The following is a 16705-nucleotide window of genomic DNA, read 5'->3' as shown; positions in this document are numbered from 1 at the left end:
GATTAAGGCGTTAAAGTTTTTTGGCTTTTTCCACAGCTTCTTCGATGGAACCGACCATGTAGAACGCCTGCTCCGGCAGGTGATCGTATTCGCCTTCCATGATGCCTTTAAAGCCACGGATGGTGTCTTTCAGGGAGACGTATTTACCCGGAGAACCGGTGAATACTTCTGCCACGAAGAACGGCTGGGACAGGAAGCGCTGGATCTTACGAGCACGCGCTACCACCAGTTTGTCTTCTTCAGACAGTTCATCCATACCCAAGATGGCGATGATGTCTTTCAGTTCCTGATAACGTTGCAGGATGGACTGAACGCCACGCGCGGTGTCGTAGTGTTCCTGACCAACCACCAGCGGGTCCAGCTGACGGCTGGTGGAGTCCAGCGGGTCAACGGCCGGGTAGATACCCAGAGACGCGATCTGACGGCTCAGTACCACGGTTGCGTCAAGGTGCGCAAAGGTGGTTGCCGGAGACGGGTCAGTCAAGTCATCCGCAGGTACGTATACCGCCTGTACGGAGGTGATAGAACCAGTTTTGGTGGAGGTGATACGTTCCTGCAGAACGCCCATCTCTTCCGCCAGGGTCGGCTGATAACCTACCGCTGAAGGCATACGGCCCAGCAGTGCGGATACTTCCGTACCGGCCAGGGTGTAACGATAGATGTTGTCAACGAACAGCAGAACGTCACGACCTTCGTCACGGAATTTCTCAGCCATGGTCAGACCGGTCAGAGCAACGCGCAGACGGTTTCCCGGCGGCTCGTTCATCTGGCCATACACCAGGGATACTTTGTCGATAACGTTGGAGTCGGTCATTTCGTGGTAGAAGTCGTTACCCTCACGAGTACGTTCACCTACGCCCGCAAACACAGAGTAACCGGAGTGCTCGATCGCGATGTTACGAATGAGCTCCATCATGTTTACGGTTTTACCTACACCCGCACCACCGAACAGACCAACTTTACCGCCCTTAGCGAACGGACACATCAGGTCGATAACTTTGATACCGGTTTCCAGCAGTTCCTGAGAGTTTGACAGCTCTTCGTAGGAAGGTGCTGCGCGGTGAATCGCCCAACGCTCTTCTTCACCGATCTCGCCTTTCATGTCGACCGGTTCACCCAGTACGTTCATGATACGGCCCAGAGTCGCTTTACCTACCGGGACTTCGATCGGGTGTTCGAGGTCTTTTACATCCAGACCGCGACGCAGACCGTCGGAGGAACCCATTGCGATGGTACGCACGATACCGCCGCCGAGCTGCTGCTGAACTTCCAGCACCAGACGCTCATTACCATTTTGCACCTCAAGAGCATCGTACACGCGCGGTACGGCATCCTGAGGGAATTCGACGTCAACTACGGCGCCGATTACCTGGACAATCTTTCCAGTAGCCATCTTAAATCCTCTACGAAATAACCTGTTTAAACCGCGGCGGCCCCCGAGACGATCTCGGTGAGTTCCTGAGTAATGCTGGCCTGACGAGCTTTGTTGTATACCAACTGCAGCTCTTTAATCAGGCTGCCGCCATTGTCGGTCGCGGCTTTCATCGCCACCATACGGGCGGCCTGCTCGCTGGCCAGGTTTTCAACCACGCCCTGATAAACCTGAGATTCGACATAACGACGCAGCAGGGTATCCAGCAACGCCTTCGGATCGGGTTCGTACAGGTAATCCCAGGATTTATGTTTCAGATCATCATCATCTGATGCCGGTAACGGCAGCAGCTGGCTGATGGTCGGAACCTGAGACATGGTGTTAATAAATTTGTTGCTGACAATGTAAAGCTTGTCCAGACGGCCTTCGTCGTAAGCCTGCAACATCACTTTTACCGGACCGATCAGTTCGGACAGGGAAGGGTTATCCCCCATGCCGGTGACCTGGGCAACAACATTGCCGCCCACGGAGTTGAAGAACGACACGCCTTTCGAGCCGATCATTGCGAGGTCGCATTGAACGCCTTTGTCGGTCCAGGTCTTCATTTCCGCCAGTAGTTTTTTGAACAGGTTAATGTTCAAACCACCGCACAAACCACGGTCGGTCGACACCACCAGGTAGCCCACGCGTTTAACGTCGCGGTCTTCCAGGTAAGGGTGCTTATATTCCAGATTACCGTGTGCAAGGTGACCAATCACTTTGCGCATGGTTTCTGCATAAGGACGGCTGGCCGCCATGCGATCCTGCGATTTACGCATTTTGGAAGCGGCGACCATCTCCATCGCTTTAGTGATCTTTTGCGTGTTCTGGACGCTTGCGATCTTACTACGTATCTCTTTTGCGCCGGCCATGAGCTTCTCCTCAATGCCTTGCGGCCTGCCCTAAGGCAAGCCGCCAGACGTTACCAGGATTGGGTTGCTTTGAAGGAATCGAGGATGCCTTTCAGCTTGCCTTCGATTTCGTCGTTGTAGCCACCGGTCTGGTTGATCTCTTGCATCAACGGAGCGTGATCACGGTCGACGTAAGCCAGCAGAGCGGCTTCGAAGCTGCCAATTTTCGACAGTTCAACATCCGCCAGGTAACCACGTTCTGCTGCGAACAGAACCAGAGACTGCTGCGCAACGGACATCGGCGCATACTGTTTCTGTTTCAGCAGTTCGGTCACTTTCTGACCGTGGTCAAGCTGCTTACGTGTTGCATCGTCAAGGTCGGATGCAAACTGAGAGAACGCTGCCAGTTCACGATACTGTGCCAGAGCGGTACGGATACCACCGGACAGTTTTTTCATGATCTTGGTCTGTGCTGCACCACCAACACGGGATACGGAAATACCCGGGTTAACCGCAGGACGAATACCGGCGTTGAACAGGTTGGTTTCCAGGAAGATCTGACCATCGGTAATGGAGATTACGTTGGTCGGAACGAACGCAGAAACGTCACCCGCCTGAGTTTCGATAATCGGCAGTGCGGTCAGAGAACCGGTTTTCCCTTTCACTTCACCTTTGGTGAAGGCTTCAACGTATTCGGCGTTAACACGTGCAGCACGCTCCAGCAGACGAGAGTGGAGGTAGAAAACGTCGCCCGGGAATGCTTCACGTCCTGGCGGACGACGGAGCAGCAGGGAGATCTGACGGTAAGCAACAGCCTGTTTAGACAGGTCATCGTAAATGATCAGCGCATCTTCACCGCGGTCACGGAAGTATTCGCCCATTGCGCAACCGGCATACGGTGCCAGGTATTGCAGTGCAGCGGATTCAGACGCGGTTGCTACCACAACGATGGTGTTAGCCAGTGCGCCGTGCTCTTCCAGTTTACGTACCACGTTAGAAATGGTGGACGCTTTCTGGCCGATAGCGACATAGATACATTTGATACCGGAATCGCGCTGGTTGATGATGGCATCGATAGCCAGTGCGGTTTTACCTGTCTGACGGTCACCGATGATCAATTCACGCTGACCACGACCGATTGGGATCATGGAGTCAACGGCTTTATAACCGGTCTGTACCGGCTGATCTACGGACTGACGTTCGATAACGCCCGGAGCGATTGCTTCTACAGCAGAGAAGCCGTCGTGATCCAGCGGACCTTTACCGTCGATTGGTGCACCCAGAGTGTTAACCACACGGCCCAGCAGGCCACGGCCAACCGGAACTTCCAGGATACGGCCAGTACACTTAACTTTCATGCCTTCGGCAAGGTCAGCGTACGGACCCATAACAACCGCACCTACAGAGTCGCGCTCAAGGTTCAGTGCGATAGCGTAACGGTTACCCGGCAGGGAGATCATTTCACCCTGCATACAATCGGCCAGGCCGTGAATGCGGATAACACCGTCACTTACAGAAACAATAGTACCTTCGTTGTGAGCTTCACTCACAACATTGAACTGAGCAATGCGCTGCTTGATCAGTTCGCTGATTTCGGTGGAATTCAGTTGCATGCTCCAGTCCCCTTAAGACTGCAAGACGTCTGCAAGGCGCTCAAGACGACCGCGTACGCTGCCATCAATGACCATATCACCCGCTCGGATGATAACGCCTGCCATTACAGACTTATCGATTTTGCAATTCAGCTTAACTTTGCGTGACAGACGTTTTTCCATCGCAGCAGAAATTTTCGCGAGCTGTTGTTCACTCAGTGCGGCAGCGGAAATGACGTCTACCTCAGCGGTAGCCTCACTCACGGCACGAAGGTGAATAAACTGCTCCAGAACATCCGGGAGCGCGTTAAGACGACCATTTTCAGCCATTACCCGAATCAGGTTCTGACCGTTTTCGTCCAGTTGCTCACCACAAACTGCGATAAACGACTCGGCGAGCGTTTCTGGCGCAAGCGCGCCAGAGAGAAGCTCTGCCATTTGTTCGTTTTTGGTTACCTCGGCGGCAAACGCCAGCATGTCCTGCCAGCGTTCTACACTTTGGTGTTCGACGGCAAAGTCAAAAGCTGCTTTGGCGTAGGGGCGAGCTACCGTAATAAATTCAGACATCAGCCCCTCCCTCCTTACAGTTCAGCGACAAGTTTATCCACGATGTCGCTGTTAGCAGCTTCATCCACGGAACGTTCGATGATCTTCTCGGCGCCAGCAACAGCCAGGATAGCAACTTGCTTACGCAGCTCTTCACGGGCACGTTTACGCTCGGCTTCAATTTCTGCCTGCGCCTGGGCCACGATTTTAGTACGTTCCTGTTCTGCCTCAGCTTTCGCTTCGTCCAGAATCTGCGAGCGGCGTTTGTTCGCCTGCTCGATGATTACCTGGGCTTCCGCTTTCGCTTTTTTCAGCTGGTCGGTCGCGCTGGCCTTTGCAAGGTCAAGGTCCTTATGTGCTCGTTCTGCGGAAGCAAGGCCGTCAGCAATTTCTTTTTGACGTTTTTCGATGGCTGCCATTAATGGCGGCCATACGTACTTCATGCAGAACAGAACGAACAGGACAAACGCGATGGCCTGGCCGAGGATTGTTGCGTTAAGATTCACAGCACAATGCCTCTATTTAGTTAACGTTCTGATATTGCTCTTTAAATAAAAGCAACGCTTACTACGCGACAGCGAACATCACGTACAGACCCAGACCTACAGCGATCATCGGGATAGCATCCACCAGACCCATAACGATAAAGAACTGAGTACGCAGCAGAGGAATCAGATCAGGTTGACGCGCTGCGCCTTCCAGGAATTTACCCCCGAGGATGCCGATACCGATCGCAGCACCGATTGCCGCCAGACCCATCATCACAGCGGCAGCCATGTACAGCAGATCCATATTCAGGTTTTCCATGACAGTCTCCAGTTTGTTTCAGTTAAAACGTAGTAGTGTTGGTAAATTAATGTTCTTCAGACGCCATCGACAGATAGACGATCGTCAGAACCATGAAGATGAAGGCTTGCAGCGTAATGATCAGGATGTGGAAAATGGCCCACGGCACATTCAGGATCCACTGTGACCACCACGGCAACAGACCAGCAATCAGAATGAAAATCAGCTCACCGGCATACATGTTACCGAACAGTCGCAAACCGAGTGAAACTGGTTTGGACAGCAGGCTTACCCCTTCAAGGATTAAGTTGACAGGAATGAACGCCCAGTGATTGAACGGCTGCAGCGTCAACTCTTTCGTGAAGCCGCCGATGCCTTTCATTTTGATGCTGTAGAACAGAATCAGGATAAATACGCCCAGTGCCATAGACAGCGTTACGTTCACGTCCGCAGACGGAACCACACGCAGTGCAGGCAGACCCAGTACATGTTCAGCAATGTACGGCAGCAGGTCGATAGGCAGTAAATCCATCAGGTTCATCAGGAATACCCAGACGAAGATCGTCAGGGCCAGCGGAGCAATCAGCTTGCTTTTGCCATGGTACATGTCTTTCACGCTACCATTAACAAAGCCGATCACCAGCTCAATCGCGGTCTGAAACTTACCTGGCACACCGCTGGTCGCCTTTTTGGCTACGCTACGGAATAAAACCAGGAACAACAGACCCAGCACCACCGAGAAGAACATGGAGTCAATATTGATTGTCCAGAAGGTGGCTGGGGGGTTTTGTGGATCCACCAGCGAGAATGTACGCAGGTCCAGCTGAAGGTTATTCAGGTGGTGTCCTATGTAATCCTGCGGCGTCATATTTTCTGAAGCCATGATGCCTTTTACCCTTTGTTGTTAATTACAGCCGGTGCCAGTATCTGAACCACCAGCACCAAAACCCACGTAACGATCAGCGGCAAGAATACCGCCTTTAAAACCGCCAACGCCACCACCAGTAACACCAACATCGCCAGAACTTTGAAAGCTTCGCCAAATGCGAATGTCCAGGCCACCCGGCCTTTCGCTGGTGTATACGCCTGGTGACGCCAGGCAAATATCATAAACAAAACGTTAGGCAGAAAGACTGCCAGGCCCCCGCTTATTGCAGAGACGCCCCAGAAGGGGTCTTTGAGGCTGAACAGCAATCCACTTGCTATCACCACCAGTAACTGAACGAGCAGAAGCTTCCGAGCAACGTTTCGACTCACGAGCGACACAGACATCACGTTTTTCACTCCTGCTCCCTTCGAGGTATGCCGCGTGTCGTATAAAACTTTCTTTAAGGCTTAGAGTCAAGCATCAAAAAGCGGTCAAATTATACGGTGCGCCCCCGTGATTTCAAACAATAAGTAGCCAAAAGGTGAATAAATGTTTAAATATTTTTCCAGTGCATACAATTGCGACTTTTCCGCTAACCCTGTTCGATCATGAAAAACTGTAAATAACGCGTAAACACTAGTGATAAAGCGTGCTTCAGATCACATATTGCGCATGTTCGCGCACAGTATATTTATTTACTTGGCAAATGATGCCTTTGCAAGTTTATGATATTTCAGTCTAAAAACAGATACTGTTTTAATAAATGACATTTACACAACAAAAACCACCCATTGACATTTTTAATAATGTTTTAACAGCCAATGATGGTTCTTAGCGCCGATTTTTAGCAGACTGATATTTTCACTAATGACTTATTTTCTGCTTACCAAAAAAAGCCACGTTATCTTGTTGATACAAAAGAGTGAACGTGGCGTTAAATGTAACCAGTTATATCAGTAGAAAACTTGGTTGTTGTTAACAGTCTAACCGGTCAATTTTTTATGATTTTTTTGATAAAAATTAAATTTTATTTGCTTTAATCACCACCAGATGACGTTCGCCATCCAGAGCTGGAACCTGAAGTTTAACCACTGATTCGACCTGATATTCTTCGGGCAACAAAGCGATTTCATCTTCCGGCATTTGCCCTTTCAGCGCGTAGAAACGGCCTTGCTCACCAGGAAGATGGTGGCACCAGCTCACCATATCGTTCAGAGAGGCAAAAGCGCGGCTAATTACGCCATCAAATGGCGGCTCTGAAGGAAACTCTTCTACCCTGCTCTGTACTGGCTCAATATTCTCCAGTTTAAGCTCATGTTGCACCTGACGAAGGAAACGCACGCGTTTACCAAGGCTATCCAACAGAGTGAAATGGGCTTCAGGACGCACGATAGAGAGTGGAATGCCTGGCAGTCCTGGTCCGGTGCCGACATCGATAAACCGTTCACCTTGCAGATACGGTGCCACCACAATGCTATCGAGAATATGGCGTACCAGCATCTCATTAGGATCGCGGACCGAAGTCAGGTTGTACGCTTTGTTCCATTTATGCAGCATATTCACGTAGGCAATAAGCTGGTTTTTCTGGTGATCGGTAAGCGAAATACCTGCGTCTTTCAGCAGTAAGGAGAGTTTGTTGAGCACGGTGATTACCTGTTCTTGATGCGTTGCCTGGTAAGCGGGTGCTTACCAGGCATTTTTAATGCGTTATGCGCTACGACGCAGCATACCCTGTTTTTTCAGCCACACCAGCAGAATGGAGATAGCCGCAGGCGTGACGCCAGAAATACGCGAAGCCTGGCCGATAGAGGCCGGTTTGTGATCGTTAAGTTTGGCGATCACTTCGTTAGAAAGACCGGATACCTGGCGGTAATCCAGTGTCGCGGGTAGCAGGGTGTTCTCGTTACGCAGCTGCTTTTCGATCTCATCTTGCTGGCGCGCGATATAACCTTCGTATTTAACCTGAATCTCAACCTGTTCCGCCGCCTGTTCGTCTGTCAACGCAGGGGCAAACGGCGTCAGCGTGGTTAATTTTTCATAAGTCATTTCCGGACGACGCAGCAGATCTTCACCACTGGCTTCACGGGAAAGCGGCGCAGTCAGGTGAGCATTCACTTCGGCTGCAGCTTCCGCCGACGGGGTTACCCAGGTCGATTTCAGACGCTGACGCTCACGCTCGATATTCTCAAGTTTCTCGTTAAAGCGCGCCCAACGTTCGTCATCCACCAGGCCCAGTTCACGACCGATTTCAGTCAAACGCAGATCCGCATTATCTTCGCGCAGCATCAGACGATATTCTGCGCGCGAAGTAAACATACGATACGGTTCTTTGGTTCCTAAAGTGCACAGGTCATCAACCAGTACGCCGAGATACGCCTGAGAACGCGCCGGAGCCCAACCTTCTTTGTCAGCAGACAGACGGGCAGCGTTAAGACCGACCAGCAAACCTTGCGCAGCGGCTTCTTCGTAACCGGTAGTGCCGTTAATCTGACCAGCAAAGAACAGCCCCTGGATAAACTTGCTCTCCAGCGTCGGTTTCAGGTCGCGTGGATCGAAGAAGTCATACTCAATGGCATAACCCGGACGCACGATCTTCGCGTTTTCCATCCCCTGCATGGAGCGGACGATTTGCATCTGCACATCGAACGGCAGGCTGGTGGAGATACCGTTCGGATAAATTTCGTTAGAGGTCAGCCCTTCCGGTTCAAGGAAGATCTGATGCTGATTTCTGTCGGCGAAGCGCATGACTTTGTCTTCGATCGATGGGCAGTAGCGTGGGCCGACACCTTCGATCACCCCTGCGTACATTGGGCTACGATCGAGGTTACTGCGGATCACATCATGGGTTTTCTCGTTGGTATGAGTGATATAACACGGCACCTGCTGGGGATGCTGGGACGCATTGCCCATAAACGAGAATACCGGCATTGGGTTATCGCCATGCTGTTGCGCCAGCACACTAAAGTCGATAGTTCGAGCATCAATACGCGGTGGTGTCCCGGTTTTCAGACGACCAACGCGCAGCGGCAGTTCACGCAAACGGCGAGAAAGCGGAATGGACGGCGGATCACCAGCACGACCACCGCTGTAATTATCCAGACCGATATGAATTTTACCGTCGAGGAACGTCCCAACGGTGAGCACGACGGCTTTGGCACGGAACTTCAGTCCCATTTGGGTAACAGCACCGACCACGCGATCGTTTTCGACAATAAGATCTTCAACCGCCTGCTGGAAGATCATCAGGTTCGGTTGGTTCTCCAGCGCCGTACGTACCGCCTGACGGTAGAGCACACGATCCGCCTGAGCTCGGGTAGCGCGAACCGCCGGTCCTTTGCTTGCGTTTAGTATCCTAAACTGGATACCCGCTTGATCGATCGCTTTCGCCATCAGACCGCCGAGTGCATCCACTTCTTTTACCAGATGTCCCTTCCCAATACCGCCGATCGCCGGGTTGCAGCTCATCTGCCCCAGAGTGTCGATATTGTGTGTCAAAAGCAGAGTCTGTTGACCCATACGCGCCGCGGCCATCGCGGCCTCGGTGCCTGCATGACCCCCGCCAATGATGATGACGTCAAAAGGATCCGGATAAAACATGGTGATTGCCTCGCATAACGCGGTATGAAAATGGATTGAAGCCCGGGCCGTGGATTCTACTCAACTTTGTCGGCTTGAGAAAGACCTGGGATCCTGGGTATTAAAAAGAAGATCTATTTATTTAGAGATCTGTTCTATTGTGATCTCTTATTAGGATCGCACTACCCTGTGGATAACAAGGATCCGGCTTTTAAGATCAACAACCTGGAAAGGATCATTAACTGTGAATGATCGGTGATCCTAGACCGTATAAGCTGGGATCAGAATGAGGGGTTATACACAACTCAAAAACTGAACAACCGTTGTTCCTTGGATAACTACCGGTTGATCCAAGCTTCCTGACAGAGTTATCCACAGTAGATCGCACGATCTGTATACTTATTTGAGTAAATTAATCCACGATCCCAGCCATTCTTCTGCCGGATCTTCCGGAATGTCGTGATCAAGAATGTTGATCTTCAGTGTTTCGCCTGTCTGTTTTGCACCGGAATTTTTGAGTTCTGCCTCGAGTTTATCGATAGCCCCACAAAAGGTGTCATATTCACGACTACCAATACCGATTGCGCCAAAGCGGACCGCAGAAAGATCGGGCTTCTGTTCCTGCAATGCTTCATAGAAAGGAGAAAGGTTGTCCGGAATATCTCCGGCACCGTGGGTGGAGCTGATAATCAGCCAGATCCCCGAGGCAGATAAATCTTCCAACAGCGGACCGTGCAGCGTTTCGGTGGTAAAACCCGCCTCTTCCAGCTTTTCAGCCAGGTGTTCTGCTACATATTCGGCACCGCCGAGGGTGCTGCCGCTGATAAGAGTGATATCTGCCATAAACCGCCACCTTTATTAAGAGTGGCGTATTGTACGCTGTGAACGCGTTGGGATCTACCTGTGGAAAAGTATGGGATTAAAAAAGCCGATTATGGCTTGATGGTACGCATGATCGGGTTTTGCAGGACGATCAATGTCTCGGTGGACTGAATTTCATCAATTGTTTGGATCTTGTTGATAAGTACATGCTGGAGAGCGTCGATCGAACGGCACATTACTTTTATAAAGATGCTGTAGTGGCCTGTTGTGTAATAGGCTTCAGTGACTTCAGCAAGGCTTTCCAGCTTTGCCAGCGCGGAAGGGTAGTCTTTGGCGCTCTTTAATATAATGCCGATAAAGCAGCCTACGTCATAACCGAGCTGCTTCGGGCTGACATCAATACGCGCCCCGGTAATGATCCCCGCCTGCTTCATTTTCTCTACTCGAACGTGAATCGTCCCCGGACTGACGCCAAATTGTTTCGCCAGTTCGGCGTAAGCGGTGCGCGCATTGCCCATTAATGCTTCCAGGATGCCACGGTCCAGATTGTCGATCAGATAATTTTCCATAGGATTTTCTTATGCAGATTGATGATTCATTCTATTTTAGCCTTCTTTTTTAATGAATCAAAAGTGTGTTAGGCTTTTTATTGAATGATTATTGCATGTTTGTCGGTTTTTGTTGCTTAATCATAAGCAACAGGACGCAGGAGTATAAAAAATGAAAACCGCTTACATTGCCAAACAACGCCAAATTAGCTTCGTGAAATCTCACTTTTCTCGCCAACTGGAAGAACGTCTGGGGCTGATCGAAGTCCAGGCGCCGATTCTTAGCCGTGTGGGGGATGGCACGCAGGATAACTTGTCGGGCTGTGAAAAAGCGGTGCAGGTAAAAGTGAAAGCTCTGCCTGATGCCCAGTTCGAAGTGGTTCATTCACTGGCGAAGTGGAAACGTCAGACCTTAGGGCAACACGACTTCAGCGCGGGCGAAGGGCTGTACACGCACATGAAAGCCCTTCGCCCCGATGAAGACCGTCTTTCTCCGTTGCACTCGGTCTATGTTGACCAGTGGGACTGGGAACGCGTAATGGGCGACGGTGAGCGTCAATTCTCGACTCTGAAAAGCACGGTAGAGGCGATCTGGGCGGGAATTAAAGCAACCGAAGCTGCGGTTAGCGAAGAGTTTGGCCTGGCACCGTTCCTGCCGGATCAGATCCACTTCGTACACAGCCAGGAGTTACTGTCTCGTTATCCGGATCTCGATGCCAAAGGGCGTGAGCGGGCGATAGCGAAAGATCTTGGCGCGGTATTCCTTGTCGGGATTGGCGGCAAGCTGAGCGATGGTCATCGCCACGACGTGCGCGCACCGGATTATGATGACTGGAGCACCCCGTCAGAGCTGGGTCATGCGGGTCTGAACGGCGATATTCTGGTGTGGAACCCTGTACTGGAAGATGCGTTTGAGCTTTCTTCCATGGGGATCCGCGTGGATGCCGACACGTTGAAGCATCAGTTGGCGCTGACCGGTGATGAAGATCGTCTGCAGCTGGAATGGCATCAGGCGCTGCTGCGCGGTGAAATGCCGCAGACCATCGGCGGCGGTATCGGCCAGTCTCGTTTGACCATGCTGCTGCTGCAACTGCCGCATATCGGCCAGGTTCAGTGTGGTGTATGGCCAGCTGCTGTTCGCGAGAACGTCCCTTCTCTGCTGTAATAATTTATCGCCGCCAGCGTCTGAGCAGGCGGCTTCGCATCCCGGTATCAAAGCGCCAGATATGATCGAAAATGCGCATGATGCCGGGTTTGCCGTGTGCCGACATCGCCACGGCATGAAAGCGATGCTGATGTACCCGCTGCAGCTCTTTCACTTTACTCGTCACGTCGTCAGGCAACCGCTGAGCGATAAAATCAGAAATCACCACCGCATCGGCATCAAACCATTCCCTGCTTTGCAAGCGTTCCATAATGGCGCGAAAACAACTGGCAAGATCGGTGCCGCCACGAAACTGCTGGCTTAAAAAACGGATTGCTTGTTCGATGCCTTGGGGGCCTGAAAGCTCATAACGGACGATCTCGGTGGAAAATAGCATAATATAGCAGCGCCGGTTTTCAGCGAGAGCAATGCGCATCAAGGCCAGGCAGAACGCTTTCGCACACTGTTCATTAAAGCCGCCCATTGAGCCGGAAGTATCCACACAGACAATAAACGGCCCGCGCGGCTGTTCATCGTAATCTTTATGTACCACCGGACGTTCGATCACTTTTTCACGCCACGACTCACCGTGCAGGCGATAGGTGAGCAACTGTTTTTCCACCAGCCGACGGTAAAACTCATACTCCAGTTCCGTTATCCCTAGTGTCGCCAGTTCTGGCGGCAGAAGACGTAAAATATCATCGCTTTGTTGCAGACCATCAACCTGCTCAGGAACCGTCGCCGGTTCGCGCACCATGGTGCGGAAGGTTTCCATCTGCGCATCGTTGCGCGGTATTGATTTGGCTTCCCGAGAACGCCCCAGCTGCTCTGCCAGGCGTTTCAGTTCCGGCTGTTCGTTAAGAAATTCACCGTATTTCACAATCAACTGATAGTCGCCACGTTTAAGCTGACCGGCGCTCATATCCCACAGACGACCAGCTGCAGTATTGTTATCTGCGAGAATCGGTTCAAGTTGTCCGCTCAGCGTCATGCGTTCTTGAACTTCACTCAACAGTTGTTCGCGTTCTTCTTCTAATAGCTGTTGATTTAACGTCGTTGCTTGCACGATCAGACTTAAACGCCAACGCTGGAGAAAAAGCGTGTGTAACGCTGAAGTTATTGTGCTGTTAGCATCAACCAACTGCCGGGCTTGTTCTGCCCATGGGGAATTCAGACGATGCAGTAAGTCCAGGATCTGTGGTAGCTGCACAATAAACTGCGGCGTGGAGAGGAGCTGGCTTTGCTGATAGCACATCACCTCTTCGGTGAGTTCCGGCGGGACTCGGGCATCTTTCAGCCGACTGCGCAGCGCCTCACGCCAGCGGGGAACATCATCAGTGATTGCCGCCTTCAGGCGTGGGAATTTTTCAAAGAAGACCGCCAGCTGCGGTGAGGCCAGCAGTGCGATGATCATCTCTTCGATCAATCCCTCTTCGCTGACGGCCAGCATCACATTAAGCGTATCCAGCGTTAGCATTGTTGTGCCTGGTGAATCTGTGCACCGACATCCTGTAGGCTGGCTTCAATGCGACCTAACCAGTCGCCAGGGATAAACAGACATTTTTGCTGTTCGCTGAATAAAGCGTGTTGCTTGCGCCAGTCGCTTTCAAGCTCTTCCAGTTGTTGTTTTATTTCACCAGGCAGACCTTCAGCCGATGAACCGGGAAGTGCCAGCGTACTGCCTTGTAAACTTACATCGCGAACGACAAGATGTTGGGCGCTATCAACTTCCAGATTCAGTTTCTGGGCAAAGCCGATACCGTTCAGTTTACCGCGAATTTCACCACCTTTGCTCAGCCACTGTTCCAGCGCGCTACGCTCAAAGGAGATATGAACCACTTCCATATCATGCAGTTTTAACGGTTTTTGCAGCAGTAGAGTCAGAGTGGAAGCAGTAACGTTAACAGGAAGTTGATACTGCTGACGACGGCTGAAAATGCCGCCCAGACGAATTACCGTTAAGGCTGTTTTATCGCTTTGTTGCTGCTGGAGTTGCAGGTGACGTTGCACAATCGCGCCAAGGCGAGTCAACATCCCTTGCTGTTGCCAGGCATGACCGGTCATCAATACATCAATTTGTTGTTGTATCAAATTCAGGCTTTGCGCGTCATACCACAGGCAATCTTTCAGCAAAATGAGATCTACCGGGGCAACAGCACTGCGACCGCTAAAAAAGGCGCTGGCCTGCAATAATCGGATCGCTTTTTTCCAGCGACGATCCGAGACATAAGGCGCATCCGGTAATTTATCCAGTTGCTGGCGCAGCATAAAAATCAGCTCAAATACATGATCGGGCAGCGTAATTTCACCAATCTCTTTCTGCCAGCGTTCATATTCTTCATCTGTGACCTGCAAGGCATCAGGAACCGGATTGTCGTTTTCATCCTGTTGACTGGTCAGCATGGAGCGGAAATTCGCTTTATCCTGCACTTTATCTAACCACAGACGAATCAGCATGCGGTCATATAACGCTTCCAGACTGCTGTCTGCTTCCGGCAGCTCGTTGGAGGCCGCCACCAGCAGACGCATCGGGATTTTTTCTACGTGTGCACCGTTGCGGAACTGGCGCTCGTTAATGGCGGTGAGCAAGGTATTAAGAATTGCCGGGCCCGCTTTCCAGATCTCATCCAGAAAGACAATTTCTGCTTCCGGCAGGTAACCGCTGGTTAAACGTTCATAGCGCCCTTCATCTTTTAGCGCCTGAATAGAAAGGGGACCAAAAACTTCTTCCGGCGTGGAGAAGCGGGTCATCAGATATTCAAACGCGCGGGCATTCTGAAAGGCGAATTTTAAGCGCCGGGCGATCAAACTTTTGGCAATACCTGGCGGGCCAAGGAGGAACACACTTTCACCACTTAATGCCGCTAATAAACACAAGCGGATGGCGTGGCTACGTTCATAAAGCCCCTTTTCCAACGAACTGCTCAGGCGGGAAATTCTTTCCGCTAATAAATGAGGGTGAGCCATAATGAAGTGGCGTCCTTTCGTCAAAAGTTCTGCGTAAATTGCGAGTATAGACGTTTCTTGCTGGTGGCTAAAATAGTCTCAAAGGGGGGAATGCCGATCAGTTAAGGATCAGTTGACCGATCCAGTGGCTGTGTAAGAATCCGGAAACGCTCACTTGTTTCCGGATTTTTTTATGCACATTGGACAGGCTCTTGATCTGGTATCCCGTTACGATTCTCTGCGTAACCCACTGACTTCTCTGGGGGATTACCTCGACCCCGAACTCATCTCTCGTTGCCTTGCCGAATCAGGTACTGTAACGCTACGCAAGCGCCGTCTTCCCCTCGAAATGATGGTCTGGTGTATTGTTGGCATGGCGCTTGAGCGTAAAGAACCTCTTCACCAGATTGTGAATCGCCTGGACATCATGCTGCCGGGCAATCGCCCCTTCGTTGCCCCCAGTGCCGTTATTCAGGCCCGCCAGCGCCTGGGAAGTGAGGCTGTCCGCCGCGTGTTCACGAAAACAGCGCAGCTCTGGCATAACGCCACGCCGCATCCGCACTGGTGCGGCCTGACCCTGCTGGCCATCGATGGTGTGTTCTGGCGCACACCGGATACACCAGAGAACGATGCAGCCTTCCCCCGCCAGACACATGCCGGGAACCCGGCGCTCTACCCGCAGGTCAAAATGGTCTGCCAGATGGAACTGACCAGCCATCTGCTGACGGCTGCAGCCTTCGGCACGATGAAGAACAGCGAAAATGAGCTTGCTGAGCAACTTATAGAACAAACCGGCGATAACACTCTGACGTTAATGGATAAAGGTTATTACTCACTGGGACTGTTAAATGCCTGGAGCCTGGCGGGAGAACACCGCCACTGGATGATACCTCTCAGAAAGGGAGCGCAATATGAAGAGCTCAGAAAACTGGGTAAAGGCGATCATCTGGTGAAGCTGAAAACCAGCCCGCAGGCACGAAAAAAGTGGCCGGGACTGGGAAATGAAGTGACAGCCCGCCTGCTGACCGTGACGCGCAAAGGAAAAGTCTGCCATCTGCTGACGTCGATGACGGACGCCATGCGCTTCCCCGGAGGAGAAATGGCGGATCTGTACAGTCATCGCTGGGAAATCGAACTGGGATACAGGGAGATAAAACAGACGATGCAACTGAGCAGGCTGACGCTGAGAAGTAAAAAGCCGGAGCTTGTGGAGCAAGAGCTGTGGGGTGTCTTACTGGCTTATAATCTGGTGAGATATCAGATGATTAAAATGGCGGAACATCTGAAAGGTTACTGGCCGAATCAACTGAGTTTCTCAGAATCATGCGGAATGGTGATGAGAATGCTGATGACATTGCAGGGCGCTTCACCGGGACGTATACCGGAGCTGATGCGCGATCTTGCAAGTATGGGACAACTTGTGAAATTACCGACGAGAAGGGAAAGGGCCTTCCCGAGAGTGGTAAAGGAGAGGCCCTGGAAATACCCCACAGCCCCGAAAAAGAGCCAGTCAGTTGCTTAACTGACTGGCATTACTGCCGACCGGTGGCCCTTTTTTATAACTGACATTAATAAATTCATCTATCTTTCTATATAAATATATTCTGAATTATCA

At 51.4% G+C, this 16705-nt stretch carries 16 protein-coding genes; 2 read left to right on the top strand and 14 right to left on the bottom strand.

Annotated features, from left to right (window positions below):
* Positions 1 to 10: 10 nt before the first annotated feature.
* From atpD to asnC, 12 genes are all read right to left on the bottom strand, one after another.
* Positions 11 to 1393, bottom strand: coding sequence for a F0F1 ATP synthase subunit beta (gene atpD, locus C1P89_RS19710; RefSeq protein WP_000190506.1), 1383 nt, complete (start codon positions 1391 to 1393; stop codon positions 11 to 13).
* 26 nt (positions 1394 to 1419) lie between these two features.
* Positions 1420 to 2283: a F0F1 ATP synthase subunit gamma gene (gene atpG, locus C1P89_RS19705; RefSeq protein ID WP_000896498.1), complete on the bottom strand. Its 864-nt coding sequence runs from the start codon at positions 2281 to 2283 to the stop codon at positions 1420 to 1422.
* Positions 2284 to 2333: 50 nt separating this feature from the next.
* Complete coding sequence (atpA, locus tag C1P89_RS19700) at positions 2334 to 3875, bottom strand: F0F1 ATP synthase subunit alpha (protein WP_001176745.1); 1542 nt, start codon at positions 3873 to 3875, stop codon at positions 2334 to 2336.
* Positions 3876 to 3887: 12 nt separating this feature from the next.
* On the bottom strand, positions 3888 to 4421 hold the full coding sequence (gene atpH / locus C1P89_RS19695) for a F0F1 ATP synthase subunit delta (RefSeq protein WP_001288587.1): 534 nt from the start codon (positions 4419 to 4421) through the stop codon (positions 3888 to 3890).
* A 14-nt stretch (positions 4422 to 4435) separates the two neighbouring features.
* Entirely contained in the window at positions 4436 to 4906 is a 471-nt protein-coding gene (atpF, locus tag C1P89_RS19690; RefSeq protein WP_001052219.1) for a F0F1 ATP synthase subunit B, read from the bottom strand.
* Positions 4907 to 4967: 61 nt separating this feature from the next.
* Positions 4968 to 5207, bottom strand: a complete 240-nt coding sequence (gene atpE, locus C1P89_RS19685; protein WP_000429386.1) for a F0F1 ATP synthase subunit C — start codon at positions 5205 to 5207, stop codon at positions 4968 to 4970.
* A 46-nt stretch (positions 5208 to 5253) separates the two neighbouring features.
* On the bottom strand, positions 5254 to 6069 hold the full coding sequence (gene atpB / locus C1P89_RS19680; RefSeq protein ID WP_000135625.1) for a F0F1 ATP synthase subunit A: 816 nt from the start codon (positions 6067 to 6069) through the stop codon (positions 5254 to 5256).
* Positions 6070 to 6077: 8 nt separating this feature from the next.
* Positions 6078 to 6458 (bottom strand): F0F1 ATP synthase subunit I, encoded by a 381-nt coding sequence (atpI, locus tag C1P89_RS19675; RefSeq protein ID WP_000116697.1) that lies wholly within the window; start codon positions 6456 to 6458, stop codon positions 6078 to 6080.
* Positions 6459 to 7074: 616 nt separating this feature from the next.
* A complete protein-coding gene (rsmG, locus tag C1P89_RS19670; protein ID WP_000932839.1) occupies positions 7075 to 7698 on the bottom strand; it encodes a 16S rRNA (guanine(527)-N(7))-methyltransferase RsmG in 624 nt (207 codons plus the stop codon).
* A 63-nt stretch (positions 7699 to 7761) separates the two neighbouring features.
* The gene (gene mnmG, locus C1P89_RS19665) at positions 7762 to 9651 is read right to left on the bottom strand and encodes a tRNA uridine-5-carboxymethylaminomethyl(34) synthesis enzyme MnmG (protein WP_000499795.1); all 1890 of its coding nucleotides are present in this window, start codon (positions 9649 to 9651) and stop codon (positions 7762 to 7764) included.
* 378 nt (positions 9652 to 10029) lie between these two features.
* On the bottom strand, positions 10030 to 10473 hold the full coding sequence (gene mioC / locus C1P89_RS19660; protein WP_000763731.1) for an FMN-binding protein MioC: 444 nt from the start codon (positions 10471 to 10473) through the stop codon (positions 10030 to 10032).
* Between the two features lie 89 nt (positions 10474 to 10562).
* Positions 10563 to 11021 carry a transcriptional regulator AsnC gene (gene asnC / locus C1P89_RS19655; protein ID WP_000432968.1) on the bottom strand — a complete coding sequence of 153 codons (459 nt, stop codon included), beginning with the start codon at positions 11019 to 11021 and terminating at the stop codon, positions 10563 to 10565.
* Positions 11022 to 11172: 151 nt separating this feature from the next.
* On the opposite strand from asnC, the gene asnA reads away from it, so the two are divergent.
* Complete coding sequence (gene asnA / locus C1P89_RS19650; RefSeq protein WP_000845106.1) at positions 11173 to 12165, top strand: aspartate--ammonia ligase; 993 nt, start codon at positions 11173 to 11175, stop codon at positions 12163 to 12165.
* 4 nt (positions 12166 to 12169) lie between these two features.
* On the opposite strand, the gene viaA is transcribed toward asnA, so the two are convergent.
* Both viaA and ravA read right to left on the bottom strand, forming a co-directional pair.
* Positions 12170 to 13621, bottom strand: a complete 1452-nt coding sequence (gene viaA / locus C1P89_RS19645) for an ATPase RavA stimulator ViaA (protein ID WP_000956642.1) — start codon at positions 13619 to 13621, stop codon at positions 12170 to 12172.
* Complete coding sequence (gene ravA / locus C1P89_RS19640) at positions 13615 to 15111, bottom strand: ATPase RavA (RefSeq protein WP_005138120.1); 1497 nt, start codon at positions 15109 to 15111, stop codon at positions 13615 to 13617. The genes viaA and ravA overlap by 7 nt, the downstream gene beginning before the upstream one ends.
* A 154-nt stretch (positions 15112 to 15265) precedes the next feature.
* Here ravA and C1P89_RS19635 point away from each other — a divergent pair, with 154 nt between their 5' ends.
* The gene (locus tag C1P89_RS19635; protein ID WP_000483769.1) at positions 15266 to 16612 is read left to right on the top strand and encodes an IS4-like element IS4 family transposase; all 1347 of its coding nucleotides are present in this window, start codon (positions 15266 to 15268) and stop codon (positions 16610 to 16612) included.
* The last annotated feature ends 93 nt before the right edge of the window (positions 16613 to 16705 follow it).

This window comes from Shigella sonnei, assembly GCF_002950395.1.
Classification (GTDB): domain Bacteria; phylum Pseudomonadota; class Gammaproteobacteria; order Enterobacterales; family Enterobacteriaceae; genus ECMA0423.
This window is presented reverse-complemented; position numbering and strand designations above follow the sequence as displayed.

What these genes read in the sequence shown, in the direction of transcription:
- atpD (WP_000190506.1), bottom strand. Translation starts at nt 1,393, where the DNA reads ATGGCTACTGGAAAGATTGTCCAGGTAATCGGCGCCGTAGTTGACGTC.
- atpG (WP_000896498.1), bottom strand. Translation starts at nt 2,283, where the DNA reads ATGGCCGGCGCAAAAGAGATACGTAGTAAGATCGCAAGCGTCCAGAAC.
- atpA (WP_001176745.1), bottom strand. Translation starts at nt 3,875, where the DNA reads ATGCAACTGAATTCCACCGAAATCAGCGAACTGATCAAGCAGCGCATT.
- atpH (WP_001288587.1), bottom strand. Translation starts at nt 4,421, where the DNA reads ATGTCTGAATTTATTACGGTAGCTCGCCCCTACGCCAAAGCAGCTTTT.
- atpE (WP_000429386.1), bottom strand. Translation starts at nt 5,207, where the DNA reads ATGGAAAACCTGAATATGGATCTGCTGTACATGGCTGCCGCTGTGATG.
- atpB (WP_000135625.1), bottom strand. Translation starts at nt 6,069, where the DNA reads ATGGCTTCAGAAAATATGACGCCGCAGGATTACATAGGACACCACCTG.
- atpI (WP_000116697.1), bottom strand. Translation starts at nt 6,458, where the DNA reads ATGTCTGTGTCGCTCGTGAGTCGAAACGTTGCTCGGAAGCTTCTGCTC.
- mnmG (WP_000499795.1), bottom strand. Translation starts at nt 9,651, where the DNA reads ATGTTTTATCCGGATCCTTTTGACGTCATCATCATTGGCGGGGGTCAT.
- mioC (WP_000763731.1), bottom strand. Translation starts at nt 10,473, where the DNA reads ATGGCAGATATCACTCTTATCAGCGGCAGCACCCTCGGCGGTGCCGAA.
- asnC (WP_000432968.1), bottom strand. Translation starts at nt 11,021, where the DNA reads ATGGAAAATTATCTGATCGACAATCTGGACCGTGGCATCCTGGAAGCA.
- asnA (WP_000845106.1), top strand. Translation starts at nt 11,173, where the DNA reads ATGAAAACCGCTTACATTGCCAAACAACGCCAAATTAGCTTCGTGAAA.
- viaA (WP_000956642.1), bottom strand. Translation starts at nt 13,621, where the DNA reads ATGCTAACGCTGGATACGCTTAATGTGATGCTGGCCGTCAGCGAAGAG.
- ravA (WP_005138120.1), bottom strand. Translation starts at nt 15,111, where the DNA reads ATGGCTCACCCTCATTTATTAGCGGAAAGAATTTCCCGCCTGAGCAGT.